Below are 25900 nucleotides of genomic sequence, written 5' to 3' on the forward strand. Positions count from 1 at the left end.
CGATGGCCGGCCGCTTCATCGTCGAAGCCGACGGCGGCTCCCGGGGCAACCCGGGGCCGGCCGGCTACGGCGCGGTGGTCCGCGACGGCGACACCGGCCAGATCCTGGTCGAGGCAGCCGAGTTCATCGGCCGCGCCACCAACAACGTCGCCGAGTACCGCGGTCTGATCGCCGGCCTCAAGGCCGCCCGCGACCTCGACCCCGGTGCCACCGTCGACGTCCGGATGGACTCCAAGCTGGTCGTCGAGCAGATGTCCGGGCGCTGGAAGGTCAAGCACCCCGACATGCAGCCGCTCGCCGCCGAGGCGCGCACCATCCTGCCGCGCGGCCAGGTCAGCTACACCTGGATCCCGCGCGAACGGAACAAGGACGCCGACCGGCTCGCCAACGAGGCCATGGACGCAGGCAAGCGCGGCGAGCAGTGGCAGCCCAGGGCCCGCCCTGCCGCCACCGCCACCGGTCCGGAGACGGTCGCCGACGAACCGCTGCCCGCCGCCCCGGCCCCCCGGGCCGGCTGGGCCGCCGCCGCGGACCTCGGCACCCCGACCACCCTCGTCCTGCTCCGCCACGGCGAGACCGCGCTGACGCCGCAGAAGCGCTTCTCCGGCAGCAACGGCAGCGACCCCGCACTCTCCGAGAAGGGCAGCTGGCAGGCCGAACGCGCCGCCGAGGCGCTCGCCGCCCGCGGCACCGTCCAGGCCGTGGTCGCCTCGCCGATGCTGCGCACCCGGCAGACCGCCGAGGCCGTCGCCGTCCGGCTGGGCCTGGAGGTCCGGATCGAGGACGGCCTGCGCGAACTCGACTTCGGCGACTGGGAGGGCCTCACCTTCGCCGAGGTCATGGAACGCCACCCGGACGACCTCAACGCCTGGCTCGCCTCACCCAAGGCCAAGCCCACCGGCAGCAGCGAGTCCCTCACCACCCTCGCCCACCGGGTCGGCGTCGCCCGCGACAAGATCCTCGCCCGGTACGCCGGCAAGACCGTGCTGGTGGTCTCGCACGTCAGCCCGATCAAGACCCTGGTCCGGCTGGCGCTCGGCGCCCCGCCCGACACGGTCCACCGGATGGAGCTCAGCGCCGCCTCGCTCTGCGCCGTCCAGTACTACGCGGACGGCAACGCCTCGCTGCGGCTGCTCAACGACACCGGTCACCTGCGCTGACACGGCCGTGCCCCCGGTCGCAGTTCCTGCTGCGACCGGGGGCACGGTGCTTTCGCCGTTGTGGTGCTGTGCCGTGTGTCGTGTGCCGTTGTCCTGCCGAGCGCGGCGGCGCGTCCGTGCCGGTTGAGGCCGTCGGCGTCAGTGGATCTCCGCCACCACCACGTCGAGCTGCCACGGCTTGCGCGCCGTCCCTTCGGCCGAGACCTCCACCCGGTGGCCCAACGCCGTCAGCGCGTCCACCAGTTCACCCGGCGACGCCGGCTCGGCGTCCGCGTTCAGCAGATCGCGCACCAGCCGGCCCTTGGTCGCCTTGTTGAAGTGGCTCACCACCGAGCGCTTCAGCTCCCCGTTCACCTCGCGCTCGTGCAGCACCCGCACGGTCGCCGTACGGGCCGCCACCGCACCGGCCGGCTTCCACGCCGCGGCGTACGCCGAACTGCGCAGGTCCAGCACCAGCCCGTCGCCTGCCACCTCGGGCAGCACGCTGTCCATCGCGCGGCGCCAGTACGTGCCGAGCGCGCCCAGCGGAGGCAGCTTCACCCCCATCGAGCAGCGGTACGGCGGGATCCGGTCACCGATCCGCACGGCACCCCACAAGCCCGAGAACACCAGCAGCGACCGTTCGGCGCGCGCGTACGCCGCCTCATCCAGCTTGGCCAGGCCGAGGTTGTCGAACAGCACCCCGGTGTACACCTCACCAGCCGGCAGCGCCCCCGTCTGCCGCAGCCCGGCGTTCTTCGCCACCTCGCCGCGCAGACCCGGGCTCAGTCCGAGCACCTCGGCCGCCCGGTCCTCGTCGCCCGCGCACAGATCGACCAACGCCTCCAGGACCGCGGCACGCGCCCCGGTCAGGCCCGGCAGCGACAGCGCGTCCAGCTCCATCGGGGCACCGGCCTCCGGAGCGGTCTTCCCCTCCGACGGCGGCAACAGCACCAGCACGGCGAACCCCTCAACAATCTGTGGCAAGCGAACCCGGCCACCCTACCGGGCCCGGCCCACCGACCCACCGCGTGACCTCGGCCCACGGCCCGGCCCACCCCGGTCCAAGGCCACGGCTCCCGGCCCGGCGGGGACGGCCGCGCGGACGTGTTCGGGTTCCGTGTCCACGTGCCGTCCCGCCGTCGGCTGCCGTCCCGCCCCGGGGGTCTCCTCAGCGCCCGCGGACCGCGACCACCGCCGCACCGGCGCCGAGCGCCACACACAGCGGCGAGTAGTAGCGCCGGTCCAGCCGCCGGAACCGGTCGCTGCGCTCGTCCCGGTCGCGGCGCCCGCCCCGGTCGCGGCCTGCCAGTGCCGGACCGCCCAGACCGCGGGCCACCAGCACCCCGCCGACCGTCCCCGCGCCGACGGCCCGCAGCCAGGCCGGACCCGTCGCGGGCAGCACCCCGGCCCGCGCACCGACCAGGTACGAGGCCGCACCGAGCAGCCCCGCCACGCCGAGGCAGAGCGCCGGACCGGGCAGCTGCTCCTCGCCGACCCCGACCACCGCGTCCGCGAAGTCCGCCCTGGTCTTCAGCGGCCACGGCGAGCGCGCCCACACCGCGTGCAGGCCGCCGATCCCCGCCAGCGCCGCGGACACCGCCCCACCCGTCACCCGGATCGCCCCCGAGGCCGTCCGCACCACCTCGGGCCCCCGCGCCCCCGCCGCCAGCGCCGTCGTCACACCCGTAACGTCCGCACCACGTACCGCATGTGCCACTGTCGTACCGTGCATGGCCATCGTGTTCCCCCTCGATCGGTCAAACTCCGTGCGCCACAGCCGCCTTACGGCCTGCCCAGCGCGCTGATCACGCTACTCCGCCTTACGCTGCGTCCATGCCGCGCCGACACCTGAGCGTCAAAGCCGCCGAGACCGCGAGAATCAACACCGAGCTCGCCGATCTGCGCGGCCGCCTGGAGATCCGCACCGAGTGGAAGCCCGAGGTGCTGGCGGAGGCCGACCGCGCGGCGGCACTGCCCCGGCTGCCCGACTTCGACGCCACCGACCTGGCGCTGTTCACGCTCGACCCGCCCGGCTCCCGCGACCTCGACCAGGCCATGCACCTGGCCCGGCGGGACGGCGGCTACCGCGTCCACTACGCCATCGCCGACGTCGCGGCGTTCGTCAGCCCGGCCGGTGCGATCGACACCGAGGCCGCCCGCAGGATCCAGACGCTCTACTTCCCGGACGGCAACGTGCCGCTCCACCCGTCCCGGATCTCCGAGGGCGCCGCCAGCCTGCTGCCCGGTGAACTCCGTCCGGCGCTGCTCTGGCAGATCGACCTGGACGCCGACGGCGACGTGGTCCTCGCCGACGTGCGCCGGGCCCAGGTCCGCTCACGTCGGCGGCTCGACTACGCGGGCGTCCAGCAGGCCGTCGACTCCGGCGGCGCGGACGAGCAACTCTCCCTCCTCGCCGAGATCGGCACGCTCCGCGAGGCCCGGGAACAGGCCCGCGGCGGCGTCAGCCTGCCGATCCCGGAGCAGGAGGTGGAGGCCGTCGACGGCGGCTACCGGCTCGTCTACCGGGCCCCGCGCCCGGCGGACGGCTGGAACGCCCAGATCTCCCTGCTCACCGGCATGGCCGCCGCCGAACTGATGCTCGACGCCGGAATCGGCCTGCTCCGCACCCTCCCCGCCGCGCCCGACTCCGCGTACGCCAGGCTGCGGCGGGTCGCCGACGCCCTGCACATCGATTGGCCGGACGACCTGCCGTACCCCGCGCTGATCCGGACCCTCGACCCGGCCCGGACCGCCGACGCCGCCTTCCTCAACGAGTGCACCGGACTGCTCCGCGGCGCCGGCTACCACGCCTTCGACACCTCCCGCGGTGTCCCGCCGCCCGCCGACCCCGGGCACGCCGCCCTCGCCGCCCCGTACGCCCACTGCACCGCACCTCTGCGCCGGCTCGGTGACCGGTACGCGCAGGAGATCTGCGCCGCCGTCGCCGGCGGGACCGACGTCCCGGCGTGGGTACGGGAGGCCCTGCCCGCGGTGGCGGGACTGATGGAGAGCGGGGACCGCCGCGCCCGGGAGGTCGAACGGGCCTGCGTCGACCTGATCGAGGCGGAGGTCCTGCGCGGACGGGAGGGCGAGGACTTCGAGGCGGTGGTGATCGACCTCGACGAGCGCAGGCCCACCGTGGGCACGGTGCAGCTGACCGAGCCGGCCGTGGTGGCCAAGTGCGACGGCCCGGCCGGCCTCCCGCTCGGCGAACGCATCCGCGTCCGCCTCACCGTCGCCGACCCGGCCACCCGAACGGTGCGCTTCGCCCACTGAGCCCCTCCCGCCACCGTTCCACCGTCGCTCCTCCGGCAATCGGCTCTGGCGGCAATCGGCCCCGCCCGGCCGTCGGACCTGCCCAGCCGTCGGACCTCCCCGGGCTCCGGGCGGCCGTTCGATTCCCCGGTGCGATGATCGACGGGTGAGCACGCAGCCGACCCCGCAGGAAACACCCGGCGCACCGGACCGCCCCCGCCGAATGCTGATCCTGGCGATCTGCTGCCTCAGCCTGTTCATCGTCGGCCTTGACAACACCGTGGTGAACGTCGCCCTCCCCGCGATCCGGCGCGACCTCGGTGCCCCCGCCTCCGGACTGCAGTGGATCATCGACGCCTACACCCTGGTGCTGGCCTCCCTGCTGATCCTCTCCGGCTCGGTCGCCGACCGGATCGGGCGCCGCCGCGTGTTCCAGACCGGCCTGGTGGTGTTCGTCCTCGGCTCGCTGCTGTGCAGCCTCTCGCCGAGCCTCGGCTGGCTGATCGGCTTCCGCGCGCTCCAGGCCGTCGGCGGCTCGATGCTCAACCCGGTGGCGATGTCGATCATCACCACCACCTTCACCGACCGGCGCGAACGGGCCCAGGCGATCGGCATCTGGGGAGGCGTGGTCGGCATCAGCATGGCGCTCGGACCGCTGATCGGCGGCTTCCTGGTCGACAGCGCCGGCTGGCCCGCCGTCTTCCTGATCAACATCCCGGTCGGCCTCGCCGCCTGCGCCCTCACCTCCCGGTACGTCCCCGAGTCACGGGCCCCACGCCCCCGCCGCCTCGACCCCGTCGGCCAGGTGCTGATGGTTGTGCTGCTCGGCTGCGGCACCGGGGCCATCATCGAGGGCCCGGGCTACGGCTGGACCTCGCCGCTGATCCTCACCCTGATCGTGCTCGCGCTCGCCGCCCTGATCTGCTTCCCGCTCTGGGAGCGCCGGGTGGCCGAGCCGCTGATCGACCCCCGGTTCTTCCGCAGCGTGCCGTTCACCGGTGCCACCGTCACTGCTGTCTGCGCCTTCGCCTCGCTCGGCGGCTTCCTCTTCCTCAACACCCTCTACCTGCAGGAGGTCCGTCACTTCAGCCCGGTCCAGGCCGGACTCTGGACCCTCCCGATGGCCGGCCTGACCCTCGTCATGGCACCGATCTCCGGACGGATCGTCGGCCACCGCGGTCCCCGGTTGCCCCTGGTGGTGGCCGGCCTGGGCATGACCGCCAGCGGACTCCTGCTCACCCGGCTCGCCGACGACTCGTCCTCCGCGCTGCTGCTGACCGCCTACGCGCTCTTCGGCCTCGGCTTCGGCCTGGTCAACGCGCCGATCACCAACTCCGCGGTGTCCGGAATGCCGCTGGCCCAGGCCGGTGTCGCGGCCGCCGTCGCCTCCACCAGCCGCCAGATCGGCCAGTCGCTCGGCGTTGCCGTGATCGGCACGGTCGTCACGGCGTCCGCCGCTGCCTCGGCCGTCGCCGCCGGCGGGGGCTTCGCGGCCGCTACCCACGCCGGCTGGTGGATCGTCACCGGCCTCGGCCTGACCGTGCTGGTGCTCGGCTTCCTCACCACCACCCCGTGGGCCACCGCCACCGCGGCCCGCGTCGCTGCCTGCTTCGACTCCGGCCCCGGCTCGGGGCCGGGCGGCGTGCGGGGAGCCCCCGCCGAGCGGCTACGATGACCAGTACGGCGGACGAGCCGGCCGGGCGGTCGCGTCGGGCTCCCCAGGGAGCTCGCCGAGGAACGTCCGGGCTCCACAGAGCAGGGTGGTGGGTAACGCCCACCCGGGGTGACCCGCGGGACAGTGCCACAGAAAACAGACCGCCTGGGGCTTCGGCCTCAGGTAAGGGTGAAACGGTGGTGTAAGAGACCACCAGCGACCGAGGTGACTCGGCCGGCTCGGTAAACCCCACTCGGAGCAAGGTCAAGATCGGTGCCCTCGGGTGCCGTGCGCGGATGTTCGAGGGCTGCTCGCCCGAGTCCGCGGGTAGACCGCACGAGGCTGTCGGCAACGGCAGCCCTAGATGGATGGCCGCCTCCCCGGGCGCCGCAAGGCTCCCGGGAGACAGAACCCGGCGTACAGGCCTGCTCGTCCGCCGCTACCAGCGGCTTTGTGCCGAAAGGGCCTCTGACCTGCGTCGGAGGCCCTTTCCCACCGCATGGCATGCCACCGACGCGTCGCTCGCCGCCGCCCGGCTCACGGTGACCGCGGTTGGTGCGGAGACGTCGCCGAGCTGCGGCGACCACTCCTCCGCGCCGGCCTCAGACCGCACTCCGACGGGTTTGGCCGGTTGCCTGTGCTGCCGAGCCCGGCCGCTGCGGGCGATCGTCGGGGAGGTCATGGCCGTGACTGTTCGCCCGGACCAGGCTCGCGTACCGGCCTCCCTGAGCCAGCAGATCAGTGTGCGTGCCCGACTCGACGATCCTGCCCTGCTCAAGGACGACGATCCGGTCGGCGTCGCGTACGGTCGACAGCCGATGGGCGATGGTGATCGTCGTGCGTCCGCGGGACAGCGTGTCCAGTGCGCGCTGTACGGCGCTCTCGGTGCGCGTGTCCAACGCGCTGGTGGCCTCGTCCAGCACCAGGACGGGCGGATTGCGCAGCATGGTGCGCGCGATTGCCAACCGCTGCTTCTCGCCGCCGGAGAAGCGGTAGCCGCGCTCTCCGACAATGGTGTCGTAGCCCTGCGGGAGGCTTTCGATCAGCTCGTGGATTTGCGCCGAGCGTGCCGCGGCCACCAGGTCACCGTCGCTTGCTCCCGGCTTGGCGAAGCGTAGGTTGTCCGCCACCGTGGTGTGGAACAGATGGGTCTCCTGAGCGACCACGCCGACCGTACCGGCGAGGGTCGCGAGGCTCAGGTCCCGGATATCCACGCCGTCGATGGTGATCCGGCCTCCGGTCGGGTCGTACAGCCTCGGCAGGAGATAGCCGAGCGTGGTCTTGCCCGCCCCGGTCGTACCGACGACCGCGAGATGGCTCCCGGCCGGCAGTTCGAAGTCGATACCGCGCAGGACCGGCCCCACCGAATCCGAGTAGGAGAAATCGACCTGCTCGAACCTGACCTGCCCGCGCGCCCGCGGAAGACCGACCGGCTCTTTGGGCTCCGCGACATCGACGGTCAGATCCAGGTACTCGAAGACGCGGTCGAAGAGCACCAGGGAACTCTGGATACTGATGCCGGTCTGCAGCAGGGTGACCACCGGCCCGAACAGGCCTTGCTGGAGAGAGGTGAAAGCGATCAGGGTGCCGATGGATATGGTCGGGCGGCCGTGATCCCCCACGACCCCCGCAGTCCAGTAGAGCGCTATCGGCATCGCGGCCATGATGATCGAGATGGTGGACTGCCGCCATCGTCCGGCCATGGTGGAGCGGACTGTCAGGTCCGCGAGCGAGCGGGAGTGGCCCGCGAACTCATTGACGAGGGTGTCCGTCCGGCCCATCGTCCGGCCCAGCAGAAACCCGCTGACGGACAACGACTCCTCGATGAGGCTGTACATCACCGCGAGCAGATTCTGCTTCTGCAGGATGATCTCGCGCCGCTCGGCTCCGACCTTGCGACTGATCCAGCCGAACAGCGGGAGCACCGCGAGGGATACTGCGGTCAGTTGCCAATCCAGGGAGAACATCGCCACCAGCGTGGCGATCACCGTGGTGGAACTGGCGACGATCGTGGTGGCTGTGCCGGTCACGGTCGACTGCATGGCTCCGATGTCGTTGGCGATCCTGGACTGCACCTCGCCCGTGCGGGTGGCCGTGAAGAAGGACAGGGACATGCGCTGAAGATGGGTGTAGACCGCGTTCCGCAGATCGTCCATCACCCGCTGCCCCAACGTGACGGAGAGGTAGGCCTGGAGTACGCCGAGCGCGGTGCTGACCACTACGAGCCCGAGCATGCCCGTCGCCAGCGCGGTCAGCAGGCCGGACCTGCCCTGGGGCAGTGCGACGTCGAGGATCTCACGGAGCAGGAACGGTGGCACGATGGCGGTCAACGAGCCCGCCGCAACCAACAGCAGTACCACGGCCAGGCGACCCCAGTAGGGCACGAACAGTCGCAAGACCCTGCTCGGTGCCACGTGCTGCATGGACTGCACGCCCTCCGGATTCGTGTTCAAGGCACCTGTCCCCTTCGTTCCTGCGTCGACCGCTTCGGATGCACCCGTGTGCCCCGCAGTCCCTGAGGCTGCGGGGCACGGGTCGGCCTACTGCTCGGGGCCGTCGCTGCGCCGGCAGCGCACGGCCCGGACGGGCTCCGCCGTACGGTTCAGCCGCACGTGAGGAAGCCCTCGCGGACCAGCGTCTGCACGAGCACCAGGCAACCCGGCTGGTCCAGGCCGCCGGTGATCGAAGCGGCGGTGAAGCCGGACTCGCCGCTCTCGGTCACGTACCTGACCTCGTCCGCCACGTGAATCGGGAGCTGGACCGTCTTGTTGTGGAACTCCAGCTCGACGAGATCCTCGGTGAGAGTCATCCCCCAGCGCAGGCCCGGCCGGCGGCGCACCGTGGTGCCGGGGCCCAGCTGCGGCAGGTTCTCCAGGTCGGTCAGATGACCGCGCAGCTCCGGCTGGCTGATGGAAATCGCGCGCTTGAGCGACTTGGCGGTCATCTCCTGGGGCGAAAGCCTGGCAGCGAGAACCTCGACCAACTCGGCCAGAGTCTCCTCCGTCCGACGCTGGAGTTCCTTGTCGTTGGCGAAACCGATCGGCAGGCCGGTGCGGAAGCGTTCGTCCTCGTCGATCACCTGGCGCACGGCGTCCTGGAGCACACCGGGTACCAGTACCGGGTGGATCCCGATGGTGAGATGCAGCGACGCGGTGTCGGTGGAGGTCGGGGCATGGATGGTGCCGCGCGGCAGGTAGAGCAGGCTGCCCGGCCGGAGGTCGATTTCCTGCTCGACCTCCGGTACGTCCCTGGAGTGCTCGTACTTCTGGCTCTCCAACGGCAGCGCGTACGGCGCCCCGTAGAGCCGCCACCGCTTCGTGCCGTGCGCCTGAAGAATGATCACGTCGTGGGTGTCGTAGTGCGGATTGAATCCACGCGCCTGTCCGGGGGGTGTGAGGTACACGTTCACCTGGAACCTGGCGTTGACCTCTGCGCTCATGGCCGAGGTCAGGAGCCTCAGCGGCTCCCAGCGGCGTTCCAGGGAGTTCAGCACGACGGTCGAGCCGGACCGGTAGCGCTCGTACAGCGCTTCGAGCCGGTTGACGTCCCTGTTCCGCCCGTAGGCACCGCCCAGTTCGGACATCGGGGTTTCCTGGCCCTCGACGACCACCCGGATGTTTCCGAAATCCGGACCGGACTGAGTGAGCAGGAGGTCGACGTCGTCGAGGGTAAGGAGATCTTCGAAGTGCCGGGGGTCATCTCTCGGAACGTGCAGCGGCTGCCGCTCCCAGTATTCGCCCTGAAACGTCGACAGGTCGGTCGGATGAATAAGTCCGCGGGGCGCACGACGACAATGTCGGCCGGCTCAAGAGTCTTCGCCACGTCCATCCCTTTCTGTTGATTTACCTTCCCCCATGATGAACAGGTACGCACCTGGCCAGCATTGACCTTTCAGTGCTTCGAAAGATTCTCCGGGGGCGATCGTTCGATCAATGTGATCGAAGCACAAGGGCGCAGTCCTGTCATCGCTAATTAACCGGAGCCCGGTCCGGCAGAACTGGGCAGTAGCTGACATCGCGGCAGCTCAGTGATGGTTTCAACAAGCGGAATAAACCGCTCCATGGATATTGGAGTGATCCATGTCACAGTCGATTCGCGGATTCATTCCCTCTGTGTAAGTGCGAGTATTCTGTCCGTTTTGGCGGATGTCTCAAATGGCTGGCACGACTGGGTTGTGACTCCTTCCCTGGAGGCCCGGCCACTGATCGAGGTGACAGCTTCGAGGGTCCCCGCCATGCAGCTCTCGGCGTTCCGAACAGCCCGGTGAAGCTGCGACCAGACGCCCGATCTGGACCATTCCGTGAATCTGCGGTGCGCGGTCTGCCAGGACACGTCGAAGACCGGGGGCAGCTGCCGCCAACTGCATCTGCTGGCGGCCACGAACACGATCGCGGCAAGCACCTCACGGTCTCCCGCACGTCGCCTACCGCCGCCCTGCGGACGCGCCGGCCGTTCAGGCAGGACGTTCTGCGTCATCTCCCACAATTCGTCAGGCACCAGAAGTTCAACGATCCCCAACGCGCACCTGCCGATCAGCGGGTACCAATCGAGACACGGCTCCCCGTCGAATTTCAGTAGTGAAGAACTCTTTGTCCGCTTCGCCCCTGCCCGGCGCGCGCCCCGGGCGACCGCCCGCTGCGCCATGGCCGGCCGAAGCTCACACGTCGCGGCGGTGGATACCGACGGTGGCGGCGCCGAGCGCGACCGCCGGGTAGAGGAGGATCGTGGCCCAGGCGGCGGCGCGGCTGGGGGCGAGCACATCTGCGCGTCCGGTGGTCAGGCGCCGGATCGCGATGTCCGGCATGGCCTGATGCACGTGGAGCATCCAGCCGTGGTCGCCGTGCAGGAACTGCGACAGCAGAAAGAGCAGCACGAAGCAGCCGGTGATCGCCACGGCACTTTGGCGGAGCAGGGTGGCCAGCGCCAGCCCGAGGAGGGACACGGCGCTGAGGTAGACGGCGACGGCTCCGATACTCCCGAGCGCTTCGGGTTCGGCGATCGACACCCCGAAGTGGTGAGGGGCATAGGTCAGCTGGCCGATCACGAAAGCGGTCGCAGCCGTCCCGAGCCCGACGGTGAAGGTGGCCAGGCCGAGTACGGTCGCCTTCGCGGCCAGCACGGCGCGCCGCGCAGGCATGGCCGTGAACGTCGTCCGGATGAGTCCACTGGAGTACTCACTACCGATGGCGAGAACGCCGGTCACGGCGAACGCCAGGTGGGCGAACGCGAATCCCCGGAAGGGCGCGTGGAGGGCGTCGAAACCTGCCTGCTGTGCGGGTGTCCACTCGTTCCAGCCCTGGGCGTCGGTATGAGCACTGAGGGCGGTGATCAGGAGGGTCGCAAAAACGCCTCCGAGGCAGATCAGGTACACCGGCCGAAGTGACCTCAGCTTGATCCACTCTGCGGCGAGCATGTCCTGCGCGCGGCGCCAGGCCGGCCCCGGCTCATCGGTGGCGACGGAGTACAAGCGGACGGGCGGGGCTGTTGTCACTGGCTGTGTGTCCTCTCCGGGTACGACGTCGGCTCGTCGGGCATGGCGCCGTCCTGGCCAGTGGTGAGCTGCATGAAGGCTTCCTCCAGCGTGGTGGCACGCGGCGTCAGTTCATGGACCGGAATACCGGAGTCGAGCGCGAGGTCGCCGATGCGGGCGGCCGTCAACCCGGCGACCTCGACCACCTCGCCGACTCCGCTCCGGACGGTTCCCCCGGCGGCGGTGAGGGCCCGGCCGAGTTCCTCCGCGCGCGGGCTCCGCACGAGAACGGACCGTCCGGCAGCACTCGAAGTGAGGTCCGCCATGGCCGTATCGGCGATCAGCCGGCCCTTGCCGATGACGATCAGGTGATCAGCGGTGTGTTCCATCTCGCTCATGACGTGGCTGGAGACCAGAACTGTCCGGCCTTCGGCCGCGAGCCGCCCGAACAACTCCCTGATCCACCGGATTCCCTCCGGGTCGAGACCGTTGATGGGCTCGTCGAAGATGAGGACCGGCGGATCTCCCAGCAGCGCCGCGGCAATACCGAGCCGTTGCTTCATTCCGAGGGAGTAGCCGCCCACTCTCCTGTGTGCCGCCGGCCCCAACCCCACTTCCTCCAGCAGGGCGGCGGCGCGGCTCCTGGCGATGCGGTTGCTGCGGGCGAGCGCTGCCAGATGCTGCAACCCGCTGCGGCCGGCGGGGAGCGCGGTGGCGTCCAGGAGCACCCCTACCTGATGCAGCGGGTGCCGCAGGCTGCGGTAGGGGCGACCGGCGACGGTGGCGGTACCGGCCGTCGGCTTGTCGAGACCGACAACCAGCCGCAGCGTGGTGGACTTGCCGGCACCGTTGGGGCCGAGGAACCCCGTCACCCGATGCGGCAGTACGTCGAAGGAGAGCTGATCGACGGCGACAGTGCCGCCGTAATGTTTCGTCAGCTCGGCGATTCTGATCACGCTGGTCCTCTGTCTGCTGGGAGTCGTCCTGGTGGCTGCCTCCGATCGTGCCGCCGTCACCCCTGTGCGCGCGTCGGGCAGAGGAGGGAGAGGTCGACCTGTCTCGGGACAGATCCGCGGCGCTCGCCTATGTCCCGGGACAGAGGCCGTATCCAGGTCTTGAGGCAGAGTCGCGGGCCGAACCCCTGGGATAGCGTTCACACCGTGGACCAACAACTGCAGCCCCCGTTGACCAGACGCCTGACGCGCGATCATCTGATCGCCATCGACGCTCTGGTGGCAGTGGTGGTCGGGACGGTCACGGCCATGAGCACCGTGCTGACGCACCCGCGAACGCAGGCCCCGATCTGGCTCGCTGCGGCGCTGGTCGGATGCCTGGCCGGTGGAATCGCGCTGCGAAGGACGTACCCCTTCACGGCCCTGATCCTGGCCACGACCGCCGCACCCATGATGGTCTACCTGCGATTCCTGGGATTCGCCCCCATGGCCGTCGCACTCGTGCTCTACACCGTCGCACTGGAGAAGGCCGGACGGACGGCTGTCATCGCATTGGCGGCGACGCTGCTCGCCTCACTGGCATCGACCGGTGTCGTCCAACAGCAGCTGGGGCACCCGTTCTTCGACCCGCTCCGGCTGAGCGAACCCCTGCTGATCCCGCTCGCCGGCTGGATGGCGGGCTGGGCGACAGCACACGGGCGGGCGTACAACCGCGGACTGCAGGCACAGGCGGAAGCCCGGGCCGAGATGCAGTTGGCCCAGGCGCGGCGGACAATCGTCGAGGAGCGCATGCGGATCGCCCGGGAGTTGCACGATGTCGTGGCCCACGGCATGAGCATCATCGCCGTCCAGGCCGGCGTCGGAAATCATGTGAGTGCCACTCAGCCCGCCGAGGCGGCCAAGGCTCTGGCCGCGATCGAGACGACGAGCCGTTCCACCCTGTGGGAGCTGCGCTCACTGCTCGGCGTGCTGCGCGACGGCGCTCCGGCCGAGTTGCTCCCTGGCGGCCTGGCCGACTTGAGTACGCTCATCGCACAGACGAAGCAGGCGGCTGTGGACGTGGAGCTGACTGTCGAAGGAACTCCGCGGGAGCTACCACACGGCATCGATCTCGCGGCCTACCGGATCGTGCAGGAGGCGCTGACCAACGTGGTCAGACACGCTCGGACGGACCGGGCGCTTGTGCAGATCGACTACGCGCAGGACACGCTCGGGATCACGGTGACGGACGAAGGCATCGGGTGCGCCGACACGACGAGTTCGACCGGCCATGGCCTGGTCGGCATGCGCGAGCGGGCCGCACTCTACGGTGGTGACATCACCATCGGCGGCCGGACACCCGGCGGATTCCGCGTGGCAGTGCGCCTTCCGACCAGGCCGGACACCCGTGCGGCGAGCGAGCGCTGGACCCGGCCTGCGGCCGAGGCAACGAGGGTGAAGCAATGACTAGGGTGAAGTAATGACGAGGGTGAAGCAATGACGAGGGTGAAGCAATGACGATTCGAGTGGTCGTCGCCGACGACGAAGCACTCGTCCGGACAGGGTTCACGGTTCTGGTCAACTCCGCGCCCGATCTCGAAGTGGTGGGAGAGGCCCGGACGGGCGAGGAGGCCGTCCAAGTCATTCGCAGGACCCGGCCCGATGTCGCGCTCATGGATATCCGGATGCCTCTCCTCAACGGGATCGAGGCCACCCGGCACCTGCTCACCGGTGCCGACCCGGTCGGTGTCCGGGTCCTGATGCTCACCACCTTCGACCTCGACGAGTATGCCTTCGAGGCCCTCCGGGCGGGCGCCAGCGGCTTCCTCCTGAAGGACACTCTGCCGACCGAGCTCCTCGCCGCGATCCACGTGGTGGCGGCCGGTGACGCGTTGCTGTCTCCCGGAGTCACCCGCCGGCTGATCGAGGAGTACCTTCGCCGCCCGGTCAGCGCGGAACAGGTGTCCCGGCGGCTCGAGATGGTGACCTCGCGCGAGGGCGAGGTTCTCCAGCTGATCGCGAACGGCCGCTCCAACGCGGAGATCGCCGACGAACTCGGTGTCGGCATCGGTACCGTCAAAACACATGTCAGCCGACTGCTGACCAAGCTGGGTGCCCGCGATCGCGCACAACTGGTCATCGCTGCCTACGAGGGCGGCCTGATGACTTGGCCCCGATTCCGCAGTGCTCCGGCCGGATAGCACCGTGCAGGTCGGCCCGGCGGTCGAGCTGGCCGGGGGCGACCGGCACACGGTGGCCCGCTGTGTGCAGATGCGCGTGGCGGGGCAGGCCCCCGAGGCCCGCCAGCACCGGGACCGGGCGATCGACGACTACCTGCTGTGCCCGGCGTACAGGCCTGCTCGTCCGCCGCCCCACCTCCGCCAGACCGTGCACGCGGTCCGGCATGGGCCTCCCGGTGTGCGATGTTCCGCCGATGTCCCGTCCTTTCCGGCGTTCGGCGTTCGGCGGCCGGCGGCTCGGCTGCCTGGTTGCCTGGTTGGCGGCCGGTCGACAGGGGCCGGCTGGCCGGTCGAGTCGGTACGGGTCTGGCAGCTGCCGATGGTGCACTTGGTGGCCGAGGTCAGCCGAGGTAGCCAGGGGTGTGGAGCATCGCGGTGGTGCCCTCGCGGCGGGCTCGGATGCCGTGGGAGAGCCGTCGAGCGGCGTATTCGTGAAGTCGGCCCATGGCCTCCTCGACCGTGAAGAAGCCGTAGTCGGATACCTCCTCCATCTGGAGCCTCATCGGGGTGTCGCCGGGAATGGTGCCGCCGTCGAACATGAAGTGGACCGCGGGGTGCGCGTGGTAACCCTGGTCCGGGATCGGATCGCGCCACTCGACGACCAGCAGGCGGATGCTTCCCATGGCGATGCGCAGCCCGGTTTCTTCCCGCAGCTCGCGGACGGCGCACTCGGCAGGGTTCTCGCCGTGGTCGATCACGCCGCCCGGGTAGAGCCAGGTGGGGCGGTAGGTCGGTTTCAGCAGCAGCACCCGTCCGTCCGGATCCGTCAGCAGCAAGCTGGAACCGGCGTACGCCCTCACCATGCGAGCCAGCCATTCCTGCTGAGGCAGCGATGCAGTTGTCACGAGTGCCCTCTCCTGGGGGGTCATCTGCTCGCCCCCACAGGGGAGATTCTGGGTCAGTCCTCCTTCAGGCAGCGGTATTTGGGGGTGGAATGTACTCGAACGAGTGGCGGCGGGAGGGGGTGTGCGCGGGAGGGGGTGTGCAAGGGTGCGTGTCGGGTTCAGCGGAGAAGTCGGCGCTCCTTGGCGGTGGCGACTGCGCCGGATCGGGTGTCGACGCCCAGCTTGGCGTAGATCCGGCCGAGGTGGGTCTTGACGGTGGCTTCGCTGATGAAAAGGGCCCGGGCGATCTCCCGGTTGCCCAGGCCCTGGCCCAGCTGGTCCAGGATGTCCTGTTCCCGTTCGGTCAGCTGCGGCGCCGGTGTCCGCATCTGGGCCATCACCCGGGAGGCGATCGGCGGGGAGAGCGCCGGTCTGCCGAGCGCGGCCGAGTGGATCGCGGCGAAGAGTTCCTCGGGTCGCTCCGCCTTGAGCAGATAGCCCGTGGCGCCGGCGCCGATCGCCCGGGTGATGTCGGCGTCCGTGTCGTAGGTGGTCAGGACGAGCACATGGGTGGCGCCGGGCGCCGCGACGATCCGCCGGGTGGCTTCGACTCCGTCCATGCCCTCGCCCAGCTGCAGGTCCATCAGGACGACATCCGGCCGGAGCCGGGCCGCCAGTGTGATGGCTTCCTCGCCGGTGCTCGCCTCGCCCACTACCTCGATGCCCGGCGCGCTCGCGAGGAGCGCGAGCAGCCCGGCCCGTACGACGGCGTGATCGTCGCAGACGAGCAGGCGGACCGGGTCGTCGTCGTTCATCGGTGCTCCAGCGAGATCGGCTCGGCCGGGGAGGGGCGCCCACCGGGTGTGCTCGGTGCGGTTGGTGCGGTCGGGGTGCTGCGAGAGCTCGGTCTTCGGTCCGGCGTTCGTGGCGCCGGCGCGCCGGGGCTTGCGAGCGGCACCGCCGCCGAAACGACCGTGCCCTCGCCCAGGGCGGACTCGACGGTCAGGTTGCCGCCGAGCTGTCGGAGCCGGGCCCGCATGGCCGGCAGGCCGTGGCCGCGGCTCTCGGTCGGCGCGCCGGTCTGTTCGTCCGCCGGTGTGTCCTGTTCGGCGAGTGCCGGGGTGGGTTTCCCATGGGTCGGCCCGGACTCCGGGGGTGCGAAGCCGCAGCCGTCGTCGGCGATGTCGAGGACGACCTGGTCACCGAGGAAGGAGAGTGTGATGGCGGCGGTGGAGGCGCCGGCGTGCTCGCGGACGTTGGCGAGTGCGCCTTGGGCGATTCGCAGCAGCGCGGACTCGGTGGCGGTGGGCATCGCCATCGGCGCGCCGTCGAGGTGGAACCGGACGGGCAGGCCGCTCTCGGTGGCCTCGCGTTCGGACAGGGCCTGCAGGGCGGCGTCCAGGCTGCCCTGCTCGGCGAGGTCGGCCGGGGTCAGGTCATGAACGAACCGGCGCGCCTCGGCGAGATTGCGAGCGGCGATCGAGGTGGCCGTCCGGACGTGGCCGCGGGCGGTGGCGGGGTCGCTCTCCCAGGTGCGGTCGGCCGCCTGGAGCAGCATCTGCTGGCTGGAGAGGCCCTGAGCCAAGGTGTCGTGGATCTCCGCCGAGAGTCGTTCTCGCTCCGCCAGAGCCCCGGCGCGTCGCTCGGTGGCGGCCAGCGCCCGCCTGGTGGTGATCAGGTCGACGATCAGGGCGCGCTGCCGCGCACTTTGTCGCTCCATGTAGAGGAAGACCGCCGTGGCCAGCGCGGCGACGGCGGGCGGGAGCAGCGGGAGCGTCGGGTCGAAGCCATCGGCCAACCGGAGCTCGGCGAGCACGACCAGGGCGGTCAGCGCTGTGACGAGCGGGATGGCCGTCCGGGCCGGCAGTGCCCTGAGCACGGTGTAGATCAGTGGGACGGCGCACCAGGCGAAGCTGGGAGCCATCAGCACCAGAACGGCCCAGAGCGCCAGCAGCCCGGCCAGCCATGCGGGGCGGCGCTCGGCCCGCCCGCGGAGGTGCACCCCGGCCAGGGCGGCGGTCGCTCCGATCACCCACGGAGTGAGTGCGCTGTGGAGGTGGTGGTCGAAGTAGCGGATCAGGGAGGTGCCGAGCAGGAGCAGGAAGGCCAACCGCATGACGGCGGCGAGCCAGCCCGCGTCGGGGTCGGCGGCCGGGGGCAGGGGGCGACGCATCCGTCCACCACCTCTCTGGGGTCTCGTCGTGGGCCTCATGTGCTCGCACGTGAGGCCCACGAGTGTTGCTTGCTCGCATGCGGGCGCGGGGCCCTGTCGGGTGTCGGTCGGCGTCGGGCCGCAACCGGCCGGTGGCGTGGGCCGAGGCCGTGAGAGCACCGGACACCTCGATGGTCGAAGCCTCCGTTGGAATCGTGGCTCGTCACAAGGTCGCGCACATCCACCGATCGGCTGACACGCCTGTCATCCATGATGCCTGCGCGCCCGAGCCGGTCCGTCGATCCGCAGCCGGGGTGGTCGGGCGGAGGATCGATTTCGAGCGGGAGCCGCCAAGCTTCCGCAGCCGATCGCCGCTGGATACCCGGCCGACCCGAGCCCTACGGGGCGGGTCCACGGCCGGGCTCGGCAAGCCGATCCGCAGACGAGACCGATCCGCTTCGATCCGAGCAGGAGCTTTCGTATGAAGAAGATGAGCACCCGGGCCCGCGTGCTGACCGGTGCGGTTGCCGTGGCGATGGTGGGCGCCGGTGCCGTCGGGGCCGTTTCCGCCAACGCCGAGCCGGCCAACGCGCCCGCTGCCGTCAAGGCGGACGCTGCGAAGAACAACACGGTGGAGACCAGCCACCTCACCATCGACGCTGCCACCCGGGCTGCCGAGGCCGCGCTTGGCGCTGCCGAGCAGGCAGGCCAGCACGTCTCGGTCGCCGTGGTCGACCGCAACGGCAACACCGTGGTCACCCTCCGCAGTGACGGCGCCGGCCCGCAGTCGTACGACTCTGCCCAGCGGAAGGCCTTCACCGCCGTGTCGTGGAACGCTCCGACCTCCGAGCTGGCCAAGCGTCTGGCCCAGACCCCCAACCTGAAGGACATACCGGGCACGCTGTTCCTGGGCGGTGGCGCCCCGGTTCAGCTCAAGGGCGCCCCGATCGCAGGCATCGGGGTCGCCGGTGCCCCCAGCGGTGACCTCGACGAGCAGTTCGCCCAGGTCGGCGCGGCTGCCCTGGCGAAGTAGGCCCGGGATGCGGCAGGGCCCGCTCGACATGAGCGGGCCCTGCCGGAACGGGAGGCGCCAGTGGCGTCGCTCGCTTGCGGTTCAGTCCTGGCGATAGACGCAGAGCGCCCAGATCACGAAGCTGTCCAGTGCCACCACGATGAGTGACCAGAAGGGGTAGTACGGCAGCCAGAGGAAGCTGCTGATGATGCTCAGGGAGACGACGAAGATGCCCGCGATCCGTGCCCAGGTAGCGCCGCGCATGAGCCCGAAGCCGACCACGGCCACCAGCAGACCGATGATCAGGTGGATCCAGCCCCAGCCGGTCAGGTCGAACCGGAAGACGTACCGGTGGGTGGAGACGAACACGTCGTCCTTGGCGATGGCCATGATGCCCTGGAAGAGCTCCAGGATTCCGTTGATCATCATCACTACGCCGGCGAAGAGCACCAGGCCGGGGACCCACTCGCTCTGGCCCGAACTCGGTGGGGCGGCAGTCGGGCGCGGCGAGGGAGGAGGCGTGGCGGTAGGGCCGGCTGATGTGCTCATGGGCGCTCCTAGGCCGTTGATCCTTACGCCTCGACAGTCAGCCCCGCCGTTCAACGGTGCAATCGGACAAGTCCGTTCGGGCGACTCGCCTGCACCCGCGCCGGATCGCCCACCGGACACGCACTGTGTTTACTGGTCGCAGCCCGTATCGACGGGTGTACGTCGCCGGGTCGAGGGAGGTCCGCCAGCGGTGACCGACACCCCATGGCAGCGGCTGCCGACTCCCATCCGCTTGTTGCTGGAGGGCACCCCGGCGGGCATCGGCGTGCTCGACACCGAGCTGCGATACCTCTACGTCAACCCGGCGCTCGCCCGGATGAACGGCGTGCTTGCCGAGGAACACCTCGGTCGGACGATCGCCGAGCTGCTGCCGGGGATCGATGCCCAGGAAGAAGTCCTCAGGGCGGTGCTCGCCGACGGTCGCCCCCGCGAGGTCACGTCCAGCGGCCACACCCAGGCTGCGTCGCCGCTCGCCCGCCGCTACTGGCACGGCGCCTACCACCGGCTGGAGCAGGGCGGCCGCACCACCGGCCTGGTCGGGATCGTGCTGGAGGTGACTGCTTCCCGCCAGCAGCAGCACGAATTGGAGCAGGCCCGCAACCGCCTCGCCCTGCTGGACGGCGCCGCGACGAGGATCGGCACCACCCTGGACATGGACACCACCTGCGGTGAGCTCGCCGATTTCCTGATCCCGCAACTCGCCGACGCGGCCACGGTCGAAGTGCTGCCTCACCCGGACAGCCACCACGCCCGGCCACGACCCGGGGGATCGCTCAGACTCCGCCGCGCGGCGATGGCTGCTCGCCCCGATCTGATCGAACAGGTCAGAGTGCTGGGCCCGCAGGGGGAGTACGTCGACTACCAGCCCGGATCGACCATCCCCCGCTGCCTGGCCAGCGGACGGACGATCATCGAGAACCTGCTGTCCGACGAGGAGTTCGGCCGCTCGGCACCCAACACCGAACGGGTCGCGATCTACCGGGCAATCGGTATCCACTCAGGGATGGTCGTGCCACTGGCGGCTCGTGGTCACCGGATCGGCACGGTGACCCTGATGCGGGTCGGCGACTCCCCGGCGTTCACCCGGGACGATGCGGTCGCTGCCCAGGACTTGGCACGGCGTGCGGCGATCAGCCTTGACAACGCCCGCCGCTACACCCGGGAGCAACCGTCGCGGTCGACCTGCAACGGGCGCTCCTCGCCGTCCCCGGAGCCCCGCATCCCGACCTGGCCGTTGCCTTCCGGTACCGGCCGGCGGGCACCAGCGCTCTGGTGGGCGGCGACTGGTACGAGACCATCGCCCTGCCGGACGGTCGTACGCTCCTCGCCATCGGCGACGTGATGGGACACGGCCTCGAAGCGGCTGCCGAGATGAGCCACTATCAGGCGATGCTCCGCGCGATGGCGCGCATGGAGCCGTCCGCCGACCTGCTGCTCAGACGGATGGACGATCTGGCATGCCGGGTCCACGAGTACCGTCCGTCGACCTGCCTGGTCGCGTACGTCGATCCCGTGCGCGGTAGGTACAGCTTTGCGAGCGCCGGGCACCTTCCGCCCGCCGTGGTCAGGCCGGACGGCACAGTGGAACTCCTACCGATCGAGCCCGGGCCTCCGCTGGGCACCGGGTTGGGCGGCTACCTGCCGGCCGATACCGAACTACCGGCCGGGCACACGCTGCTCCTCTTCACGGACGGCCTGGTCGAGCGGCGCGGTGAGGACATCGACGAGTCGCTGAGACGCCTCACCGCGCTGCGGTTGTCGCCGGGCGCCGGGCCGGCGGAGCTTCTCGACGCAGTGCTTGCCGAGGCACCCAGTCCGGCCGAGGACGACATCGCGCTGTTGGCGGCTGCGGCTGTTGCGCCTGGCACGGTGTGAGGCCAGGTCGGCGCGGGTCTGGGTGCGCCGGGCAGTAGCGGGGGCTGAGTGGTCAGCCGTCCGGGTCGGAGGAGGTGATCGTGAGCAGCGCGAGATTGCGGGTGGGCGTGAGCCTGGCCCGATCCCAGCCGTGGTAGACGGCGTTGGTGCACAGGACGATGTAGCGGCCGGCGGCAGGGGAGAGATAGAGGCTGGTCCCGGTGTAGCCGTGGTGGTAGGCCGCGCGGCCGTCGGCGGTGACGATCCAAGCGAGGCCGCGTTGAAGGCCGGGTTCGACATCGACCAGGGGGCGGCGGCTTTCCTCGAACCAGACGGAGTCCGGCCCGGTCGAGGCCAGGAGGTGTTCGGCGAAGGTGGCGAGGTCCGAAGCGGTGGAGAAGACCCCGGCATGACCGGCGACCCCGCCGAGCAGTGCGGCGGAGGGGTCGTGCGGGGTACCCCAGGTGCGGGGTGCACCGAGGAGCCGGGCTTCCGTCGGAGCGACGCGGGGTGATCGGGCGAGCGGGCCGTACACCGTGGAGGTGAGGCCGATGTCCCGCCAGAGTTCGGCGGCGAGAACGTGGAGCGGGCGGCCGAGAAGGATGGGGAGGAGGAGCCCCAGCAGGATGAAGCCGCGGTCGATGTAGCGGTGGCGGGCGCCGGGTTCGCTGATCAGGGGTTCGGCGCACAGGTGGTCGATGAGTGGGCGGCTGCTGTGGTTGTACCGGGCCAAGCCCGTATTGGGGAGCAGACCGGAGGTGTGGGACATGAGATGGCGGATGGTCAGATCCCGGCCCGGGGCCGGAGCCTTGGGAAGGTACGAGCTCAGCGGCGCGTCCAGGTCGAGCAGACCGTCCCGGACGGCCCGGCCGACCAATAGCCACGTGGCGGTGACCTTGGTCAGTGACGCCATGTCGTAGAGGGTGTCGGCATCCGGCCGGGTGTCGCCGCACTCTGCGGCGACCACACCGCGGCTCAGCACGATGCGTTCCGCGTTCGGCTTGCGTCCGCCGTTCGGATGGGCGGTCTTCGGCGAGGTGGCGACCTGTCCGATGACGACGACTCCGCCGGGAACGTTGCCGTTGCGAACAGCGGCGTCGAGGCTCTCGCCGAGCTTCGCCGCGGCGGCGGAAGCCCAGGCATTGGTGGGCTGGTGATGGGTCGTGAGTGACACCGGCGTCCCTCTCGTCCGGGTGAGCGACCTGTCGGAATTGTTGCGCCATCGGTCATGGCTCGGCCAGGGCGCCTGGTCTGCGCGAAGGCGGACACGCGGGCAGTTGGGTGCTCGGAGTCCTGCGTTCGACCAGTCTCGTACGCAGGTTGAGGGCGGTTGGTGCGGTGCGATCGGCAGGTGGACGCGGGCGCGGGCAGACCGGAACTCCCGCGGCAGCACCTCGGGGAAACGGAGCCAGCGCGGGAGGTATCGGGGCAGGAGCGGTCGGGGTGGCCGGCGAACTGGGCGGTGGAGGGAATGGACCGCACCGCAGCCGGCCGCAGGCGGCCCCGGTCAGGCGTGACTTGTCGAGAGGGACTGGAGGGCTGCGACGGCGCGGTCGGCGTTGTCGGCATTGACGAAGAGGTGGTCATGGTGGAACCCGGCAACGACATTGCAGCTGAGGCCTTGGTCGGCGAGGCAGGTGGCAACCGCCGCGGTCAGGCCGACCGCCTCGAGCGCGGAGTGGATCTCAAGGGTGATCCATGCCGCCACGTACTCGTAGCGCAGGCCGAGCGAGTCGGCCTCCTCCTGCAACACGACCACGGTCACGCCCTCGGCCTCGGCGACCGTCACCACCGGGCGCAGGCCTGTCGGGACCTTTCCGGGGAGGGTGCAGTAAACGTAGCGGCCCGGGTTGAGGACGGGACGGAGGTTGCGGAGGAGGGTCTGAAGGTCTCGTTCGCCAGCCATGGCGGTCACGGTAGTCCGTACCGGCCGCGAGATACGGCGACGCACCGACGGCGGGCGTGGCGAATGAGCGGGCCGGGAGCTTCCGCGGTTGCCGGGGCCGGGTGGCGGCCGCCCTGACCACTGGGCTTGGTCGCCCGGGGGCGCGCGGTGGCGCGGCGGGAGCGTGTCCTGGTGGTCGGCGGAACGGCGCCAGACCTTGATCGCCCGCTCGCCCGTCGACGGCCCGCTCGCCGACGGCTCCGGCGCGCGGCGCCGGCCGGTCGGCAGCGGTAGCTGTGAAGCGACAGGTCAGCGGCCTCGCGAGCGGGCGATCGGGCCCCGGAGGGGCTGGCGAGCACCGAAGCGACTATCGGAAGGGTGTTGCCAGGCGATAGTTAGCGATATATCGTCGAGTTATCGAGATGCTTCGATTGGCGAAGCGTCGGCGACAGCGGAAGGCGGTTTGCGTCATGCGACCGGGAAAGCGATTTCGTGGAGAGGGCCGGCCTCGCCGGCCGGAGTTCGACCGGATGCCGGGGATGCCCGGGATGCCGGGAGAGGGTTTCGAGGGGCGGCCTGCGTTCGGGCCGTTCGGTGGGCCGGGCGGACGGCCGATGGGCCCGCCGTTCGGGCCGGGGTTCGGCGGTCACGGGCGTGGCTTCGGCGGGCACGGCGTCCGCGGTCACGGCCGGGGCCGTGGTGGCCGGGCGCGACGGGGTGACGTGCGTGCGTCGCTGCTCGCGCTGCTCAAGGAGCGGCCGATGCACGGCTACGAGATGATCACCGAGATCGGTGAGCGGACGGGCGGCGCCTGGCGTCCGAGTCCGGGTTCGGTCTACCCGACCCTCCAGCTGCTGGAGGAGGAGGGGCTGATCCGCGCTCGGGAGGAGTCGGGCAAGCGGTTGTTCGAGCTGACCGACGCGGGTCGGGAAGAGGCCGAGGCGGGTCAGGACTCGCCGTGGGACGAGGCCGGCCGCGGGGTGGACTGGGAGGCCGTCCAGGAAGTGGGCGCAGCGCTCGCGGCGGTCGACCAGGCCGTCCGGCAGGTCATGATGACCGGCACGGAGGAGCAGCGGGCCAAGGGGCTCACGGTGCTGGCCGAGGCGAAGAAGAAGCTGTACCTGATCCTCGCTGAGGAGGCGTGAGCGGTGGCCGGGTGCTGCCCGGGCAGCGCCTGGCGCCAGGAGTCGCGGCGTCGAGCGCCGAACTATCGCTGGTCGACACCAGCCTTCGGCTCGGCCTGCGGCCCGGCGGTGGGCCCGACCTGGGACTGATCGCCGGGACGGCGGCGCCGGGCTACGGCCGGTCGCTCTCGGATCCCGGGGCCTCGGGTTGGCCCGAGCCGCCCCCGGCGGGCGAGCTGTCCGAACCGCCGGAGCCGTCCGCCGTGCCGCTTGCCAGGCCGCGTGCTGCGCCGCCTGCCGCGCCGTCCGCCGTGGCGTCCGACGAGCCGATGGTCGAGCCCGCGGTGGTGCCCGGGTCGTACTCGTAGCGCCAACGCCACCGCCGCCCCTTGGCCTCGTACTCCTTGGCCCGGCGGTAGACCAGCGTGTAGCCGGGGTCGTCCGCGGTGGCGGGCACCGGCACCCGGTAGACCTTCGGCACGTTGTGGAACAGGCTCACCAGGACCGGCAGCACCTTGCCGTCCAGGGGGCCGCCGACGAATTCCGTGTCCGTGCGCTTCACGTGCCCAGCGTACGGCCCCGCCGACCTGCGGGGTCGTCGAGGTGTGGGTCCGGGAGGGGTGCTGTGGAGCAGGTGTGACCAGGGCAGCACCGCCCCCGGTCATTCGGGGGCCTCGCGCACCCTTATCCTGCTCTGTACGCCCCCGGGGTTCCCCGGGTCCGCGGGCCCCGTACGGGCCGGGCGGGGCGCGGTCGTACGCGCCTGCCTGCCGAGCCGCAACTCTCGAACTCCGTACCGTGACCCCGGGCGTTGGCCGTCCGGCGACCCCGGCTCCGGCCCACGGCAGACGCAACGCACGGCGCACCGCCCGGGAAGCAACCGGTGGTTCGGCGTGTTGGCGTCGGATGTTGCGTCGGTGGCTGTGCCGTACCTGGCACGGCAGCTCACAGCAGTTGGCGGAAGGGGCCCGATGGAAGCCAGCAGTAGGTGGACGACCTGGTGGCGGCGTGACCGGCGGCAGGACCGTCCGGCCACGGGTGGGGACGCGGCTTCGAGGCTGGACCTGCTGCTCGGCGCGGTGCGCGCGGGTTTCCCGCTGGCGCCCGCGGCGCATCCCGCGGGACACCGCTGTTCCTGTGACCGGGTGGGCTGTCCCGCGCCCGCCCAGCACCCCGTCTCCTTCGCCTGGCAGTCGCAGGCGACCACCGACGCCGAGCAGTTGGCACGGTGGCTCTCCCGCGACCCGCAGGCGAACTTCATCACCGCCACCGGCCGTGCGCACGACGTCCTGGACGTCCCGGCGGAGGCCGGGCGGCTCGCGCTGGAGCGGCTGGACAAGCTCGGCGTGGCTGGGCCCGTCGCGGCCGTCGGCGAGGACCGCTACCTCTTCTTCACCGCCACCCGCGGCACTCCGGCCGACGAGGACGAGTGGTGGACCAGCGCGCTGGACTCGACGCCGGACACCATGTCCGAGCACCCCGGCCTGCGCTGGCACTGCCGCGGCTCGTACACCTTGCTGCCGCCGGCCTCGCTGCCGGACGGTTCCGAGGTCCGCTGGCTGCGCGGTCCCGAGCAGTCGCTGCCGGACCCGCTGCGGGTGCTGGACGTCCTCACCGACGCGTGCACCGAGGTGGGCGCGGTCGCCGAGGAGCAGTGGCTGATCGGTTGATCGGATCATCGCCGGACGGGTCGATGATCCGGGGGTGAGTGAGCCGATGGCCCGGCGGTCGGCCAGGTGTGACGCTGCGTCGCCTGACGGCCCGACAGGGGGCAGAAGTAAGAAGCAGGGATCGGAAAGAACACAGA

The 25900-nt window shown here is 70.8% G+C and carries 24 protein-coding genes and 1 other RNA gene; 11 read left to right on the forward strand and 14 right to left on the reverse strand.

All coding sequences use genetic code 11. The annotated features are described in order from the left end of the window. Positions 1-2: 2 nt before the first annotated feature. Positions 3-1160, forward strand: a complete 1158-nt coding sequence (locus tag FHR36_RS18960; protein WP_253798786.1) for a bifunctional RNase H/acid phosphatase — start codon at positions 3-5, stop codon at positions 1158-1160. A 138-nt stretch (positions 1161-1298) separates the two neighbouring features. Here FHR36_RS18960 and yaaA read toward each other — a convergent pair whose 3' ends face one another. Both yaaA and FHR36_RS18970 read right to left on the reverse strand, forming a co-directional pair. Then, entirely contained in the window at positions 1299-2099 is an 801-nt protein-coding gene (gene yaaA, locus FHR36_RS18965; RefSeq protein WP_253799430.1) for a peroxide stress protein YaaA, read from the reverse strand. Positions 2100-2310: 211 nt separating this feature from the next. Next, positions 2311-2823 carry a DUF3995 domain-containing protein gene (locus FHR36_RS18970; RefSeq protein ID WP_253798788.1) on the reverse strand — a complete coding sequence of 171 codons (513 nt, stop codon included), beginning with the start codon at positions 2821-2823 and terminating at the stop codon, positions 2311-2313. 152 nt (positions 2824-2975) lie between these two features. Between FHR36_RS18970 and FHR36_RS18975 the strand changes: the two genes are divergently transcribed. The 3 genes from FHR36_RS18975 to rnpB all read left to right on the forward strand — a co-directional run bounded on the left by FHR36_RS18975 (position 2976) and on the right by rnpB (position 6487). Beyond that, positions 2976-4418, forward strand: a complete 1443-nt coding sequence (locus tag FHR36_RS18975; RefSeq protein ID WP_253798790.1) for an RNB domain-containing ribonuclease — start codon at positions 2976-2978, stop codon at positions 4416-4418. A 202-nt stretch (positions 4419-4620) separates the two neighbouring features. Further along, positions 4621-6072 carry a DHA2 family efflux MFS transporter permease subunit gene (locus FHR36_RS18980; RefSeq protein WP_253799432.1) on the forward strand — a complete coding sequence of 484 codons (1452 nt, stop codon included), beginning with the start codon at positions 4621-4623 and terminating at the stop codon, positions 6070-6072. A gap of 13 nt (positions 6073-6085) precedes the next feature. Next, positions 6086-6487, forward strand: an RNA gene (rnpB, locus tag FHR36_RS18985) — RNase P RNA component class A. A gap of 166 nt (positions 6488-6653) precedes the next feature. Here rnpB and FHR36_RS18990 read toward each other — a convergent pair. The 5 genes from FHR36_RS18990 to FHR36_RS19005 form a co-directional block, all read right to left on the reverse strand. Beyond that, on the reverse strand, positions 6654-8474 hold the full coding sequence (locus FHR36_RS18990) for an ABC transporter ATP-binding protein (protein WP_253799434.1): 1821 nt from the start codon (positions 8472-8474) through the stop codon (positions 6654-6656). Between the two features lie 179 nt (positions 8475-8653). Next, a complete protein-coding gene (locus tag FHR36_RS18995; protein WP_308199516.1) occupies positions 8654-9661 on the reverse strand; it encodes a cupin domain-containing protein in 1008 nt (335 codons plus the stop codon). Positions 9662-10152: 491 nt separating this feature from the next. Then, positions 10153-10812 carry a transposase gene (locus FHR36_RS40320; protein WP_407660839.1) on the reverse strand — a complete coding sequence of 220 codons (660 nt, stop codon included), beginning with the start codon at positions 10810-10812 and terminating at the stop codon, positions 10153-10155. Beyond that, positions 10709-11518, reverse strand: a complete 810-nt coding sequence (locus FHR36_RS19000; protein WP_253798794.1) for an ABC transporter permease — start codon at positions 11516-11518, stop codon at positions 10709-10711. Before FHR36_RS19000 ends, FHR36_RS40320 begins: the two co-directional genes overlap by 104 nt. Positions 11519-11538: 20 nt before the next feature. Further along, positions 11539-12477, reverse strand: a complete 939-nt coding sequence (locus tag FHR36_RS19005) for an ABC transporter ATP-binding protein (protein WP_253798796.1) — start codon at positions 12475-12477, stop codon at positions 11539-11541. A gap of 204 nt (positions 12478-12681) precedes the next feature. On the opposite strand from FHR36_RS19005, the gene FHR36_RS39965 reads away from it, so the two are divergent. Continuing rightward, positions 12682-13920, forward strand: a complete 1239-nt coding sequence (locus tag FHR36_RS39965) for a sensor histidine kinase (RefSeq protein WP_253798798.1) — start codon at positions 12682-12684, stop codon at positions 13918-13920. Between the two features lie 47 nt (positions 13921-13967). After that, positions 13968-14654 (forward strand): response regulator, encoded by a 687-nt coding sequence (locus FHR36_RS19015; RefSeq protein WP_253798800.1) that lies wholly within the window; start codon positions 13968-13970, stop codon positions 14652-14654. Positions 14655-15034: 380 nt separating this feature from the next. Here the strand turns inward: FHR36_RS19015 and FHR36_RS19020 are convergent, their stop codons facing one another. From FHR36_RS19020 to FHR36_RS19030, 3 genes are all read right to left on the reverse strand, one after another. After that, positions 15035-15538: an NUDIX domain-containing protein gene (locus FHR36_RS19020; protein WP_253798802.1), complete on the reverse strand. Its 504-nt coding sequence runs from the start codon at positions 15536-15538 to the stop codon at positions 15035-15037. Between the two features lie 158 nt (positions 15539-15696). Further along, positions 15697-16332: a response regulator gene (locus FHR36_RS19025; protein WP_253798804.1), complete on the reverse strand. Its 636-nt coding sequence runs from the start codon at positions 16330-16332 to the stop codon at positions 15697-15699. Next, positions 16329-17690 carry a sensor histidine kinase gene (locus FHR36_RS19030; protein ID WP_253798806.1) on the reverse strand — a complete coding sequence of 454 codons (1362 nt, stop codon included), beginning with the start codon at positions 17688-17690 and terminating at the stop codon, positions 16329-16331. Before FHR36_RS19030 ends, FHR36_RS19025 begins: the two co-directional genes overlap by 4 nt. 460 nt (positions 17691-18150) lie before the next feature. Here FHR36_RS19030 and FHR36_RS19035 point away from each other — a divergent pair, with 460 nt between their 5' ends. After that, complete coding sequence (locus FHR36_RS19035) at positions 18151-18702, forward strand: GlcG/HbpS family heme-binding protein (protein ID WP_253798809.1); 552 nt, start codon at positions 18151-18153, stop codon at positions 18700-18702. An 81-nt stretch (positions 18703-18783) separates the two neighbouring features. Here FHR36_RS19035 and FHR36_RS19040 read toward each other — a convergent pair whose 3' ends face one another. Further along, entirely contained in the window at positions 18784-19230 is a 447-nt protein-coding gene (locus tag FHR36_RS19040) for a DUF7144 family membrane protein (RefSeq protein WP_253798811.1), read from the reverse strand. Between the two features lie 190 nt (positions 19231-19420). Between FHR36_RS19040 and FHR36_RS19045 the strand changes: the two genes are divergently transcribed. Together FHR36_RS19045 and FHR36_RS19050 are read left to right on the forward strand one after the other, a co-directional pair. After that, complete coding sequence (locus FHR36_RS19045; protein ID WP_253798814.1) at positions 19421-20572, forward strand: PAS domain-containing protein; 1152 nt, start codon at positions 19421-19423, stop codon at positions 20570-20572. Further along, positions 20503-21105 carry a PP2C family protein-serine/threonine phosphatase gene (locus FHR36_RS19050; protein ID WP_253798816.1) on the forward strand — a complete coding sequence of 201 codons (603 nt, stop codon included), beginning with the start codon at positions 20503-20505 and terminating at the stop codon, positions 21103-21105. The genes FHR36_RS19045 and FHR36_RS19050 overlap by 70 nt, the downstream gene beginning before the upstream one ends. Before the next feature lie 52 nt (positions 21106-21157). Here the strand turns inward: FHR36_RS19050 and FHR36_RS19055 are convergent, their stop codons facing one another. Both FHR36_RS19055 and FHR36_RS19060 read right to left on the reverse strand, forming a co-directional pair. Beyond that, positions 21158-22258, reverse strand: a complete 1101-nt coding sequence (locus FHR36_RS19055) for a serine hydrolase domain-containing protein (RefSeq protein ID WP_253798818.1) — start codon at positions 22256-22258, stop codon at positions 21158-21160. A gap of 333 nt (positions 22259-22591) precedes the next feature. Beyond that, positions 22592-22990, reverse strand: a complete 399-nt coding sequence (locus FHR36_RS19060) for an ACT domain-containing protein (protein ID WP_253798820.1) — start codon at positions 22988-22990, stop codon at positions 22592-22594. Between the two features lie 509 nt (positions 22991-23499). Here FHR36_RS19060 and FHR36_RS19065 point away from each other — a divergent pair. Further along, positions 23500-24114 (forward strand): PadR family transcriptional regulator, encoded by a 615-nt coding sequence (locus tag FHR36_RS19065; protein ID WP_380231243.1) that lies wholly within the window; start codon positions 23500-23502, stop codon positions 24112-24114. Between the two features lie 151 nt (positions 24115-24265). Here the strand turns inward: FHR36_RS19065 and FHR36_RS19070 are convergent, their stop codons facing one another. Next, positions 24266-24655 (reverse strand): DUF8847 domain-containing protein, encoded by a 390-nt coding sequence (locus FHR36_RS19070; protein WP_253798826.1) that lies wholly within the window; start codon positions 24653-24655, stop codon positions 24266-24268. A gap of 409 nt (positions 24656-25064) precedes the next feature. On the opposite strand from FHR36_RS19070, the gene FHR36_RS19075 reads away from it, so the two are divergent. Then, complete coding sequence (locus FHR36_RS19075; protein ID WP_253798828.1) at positions 25065-25763, forward strand: bifunctional DNA primase/polymerase; 699 nt, start codon at positions 25065-25067, stop codon at positions 25761-25763. The last annotated feature ends 137 nt before the right edge of the window (positions 25764-25900 follow it).

Source organism: Kitasatospora cinereorecta, assembly GCF_024172095.1.
Taxonomy (GTDB): domain Bacteria; phylum Actinomycetota; class Actinomycetes; order Streptomycetales; family Streptomycetaceae; genus Kitasatospora; species Kitasatospora cinereorecta.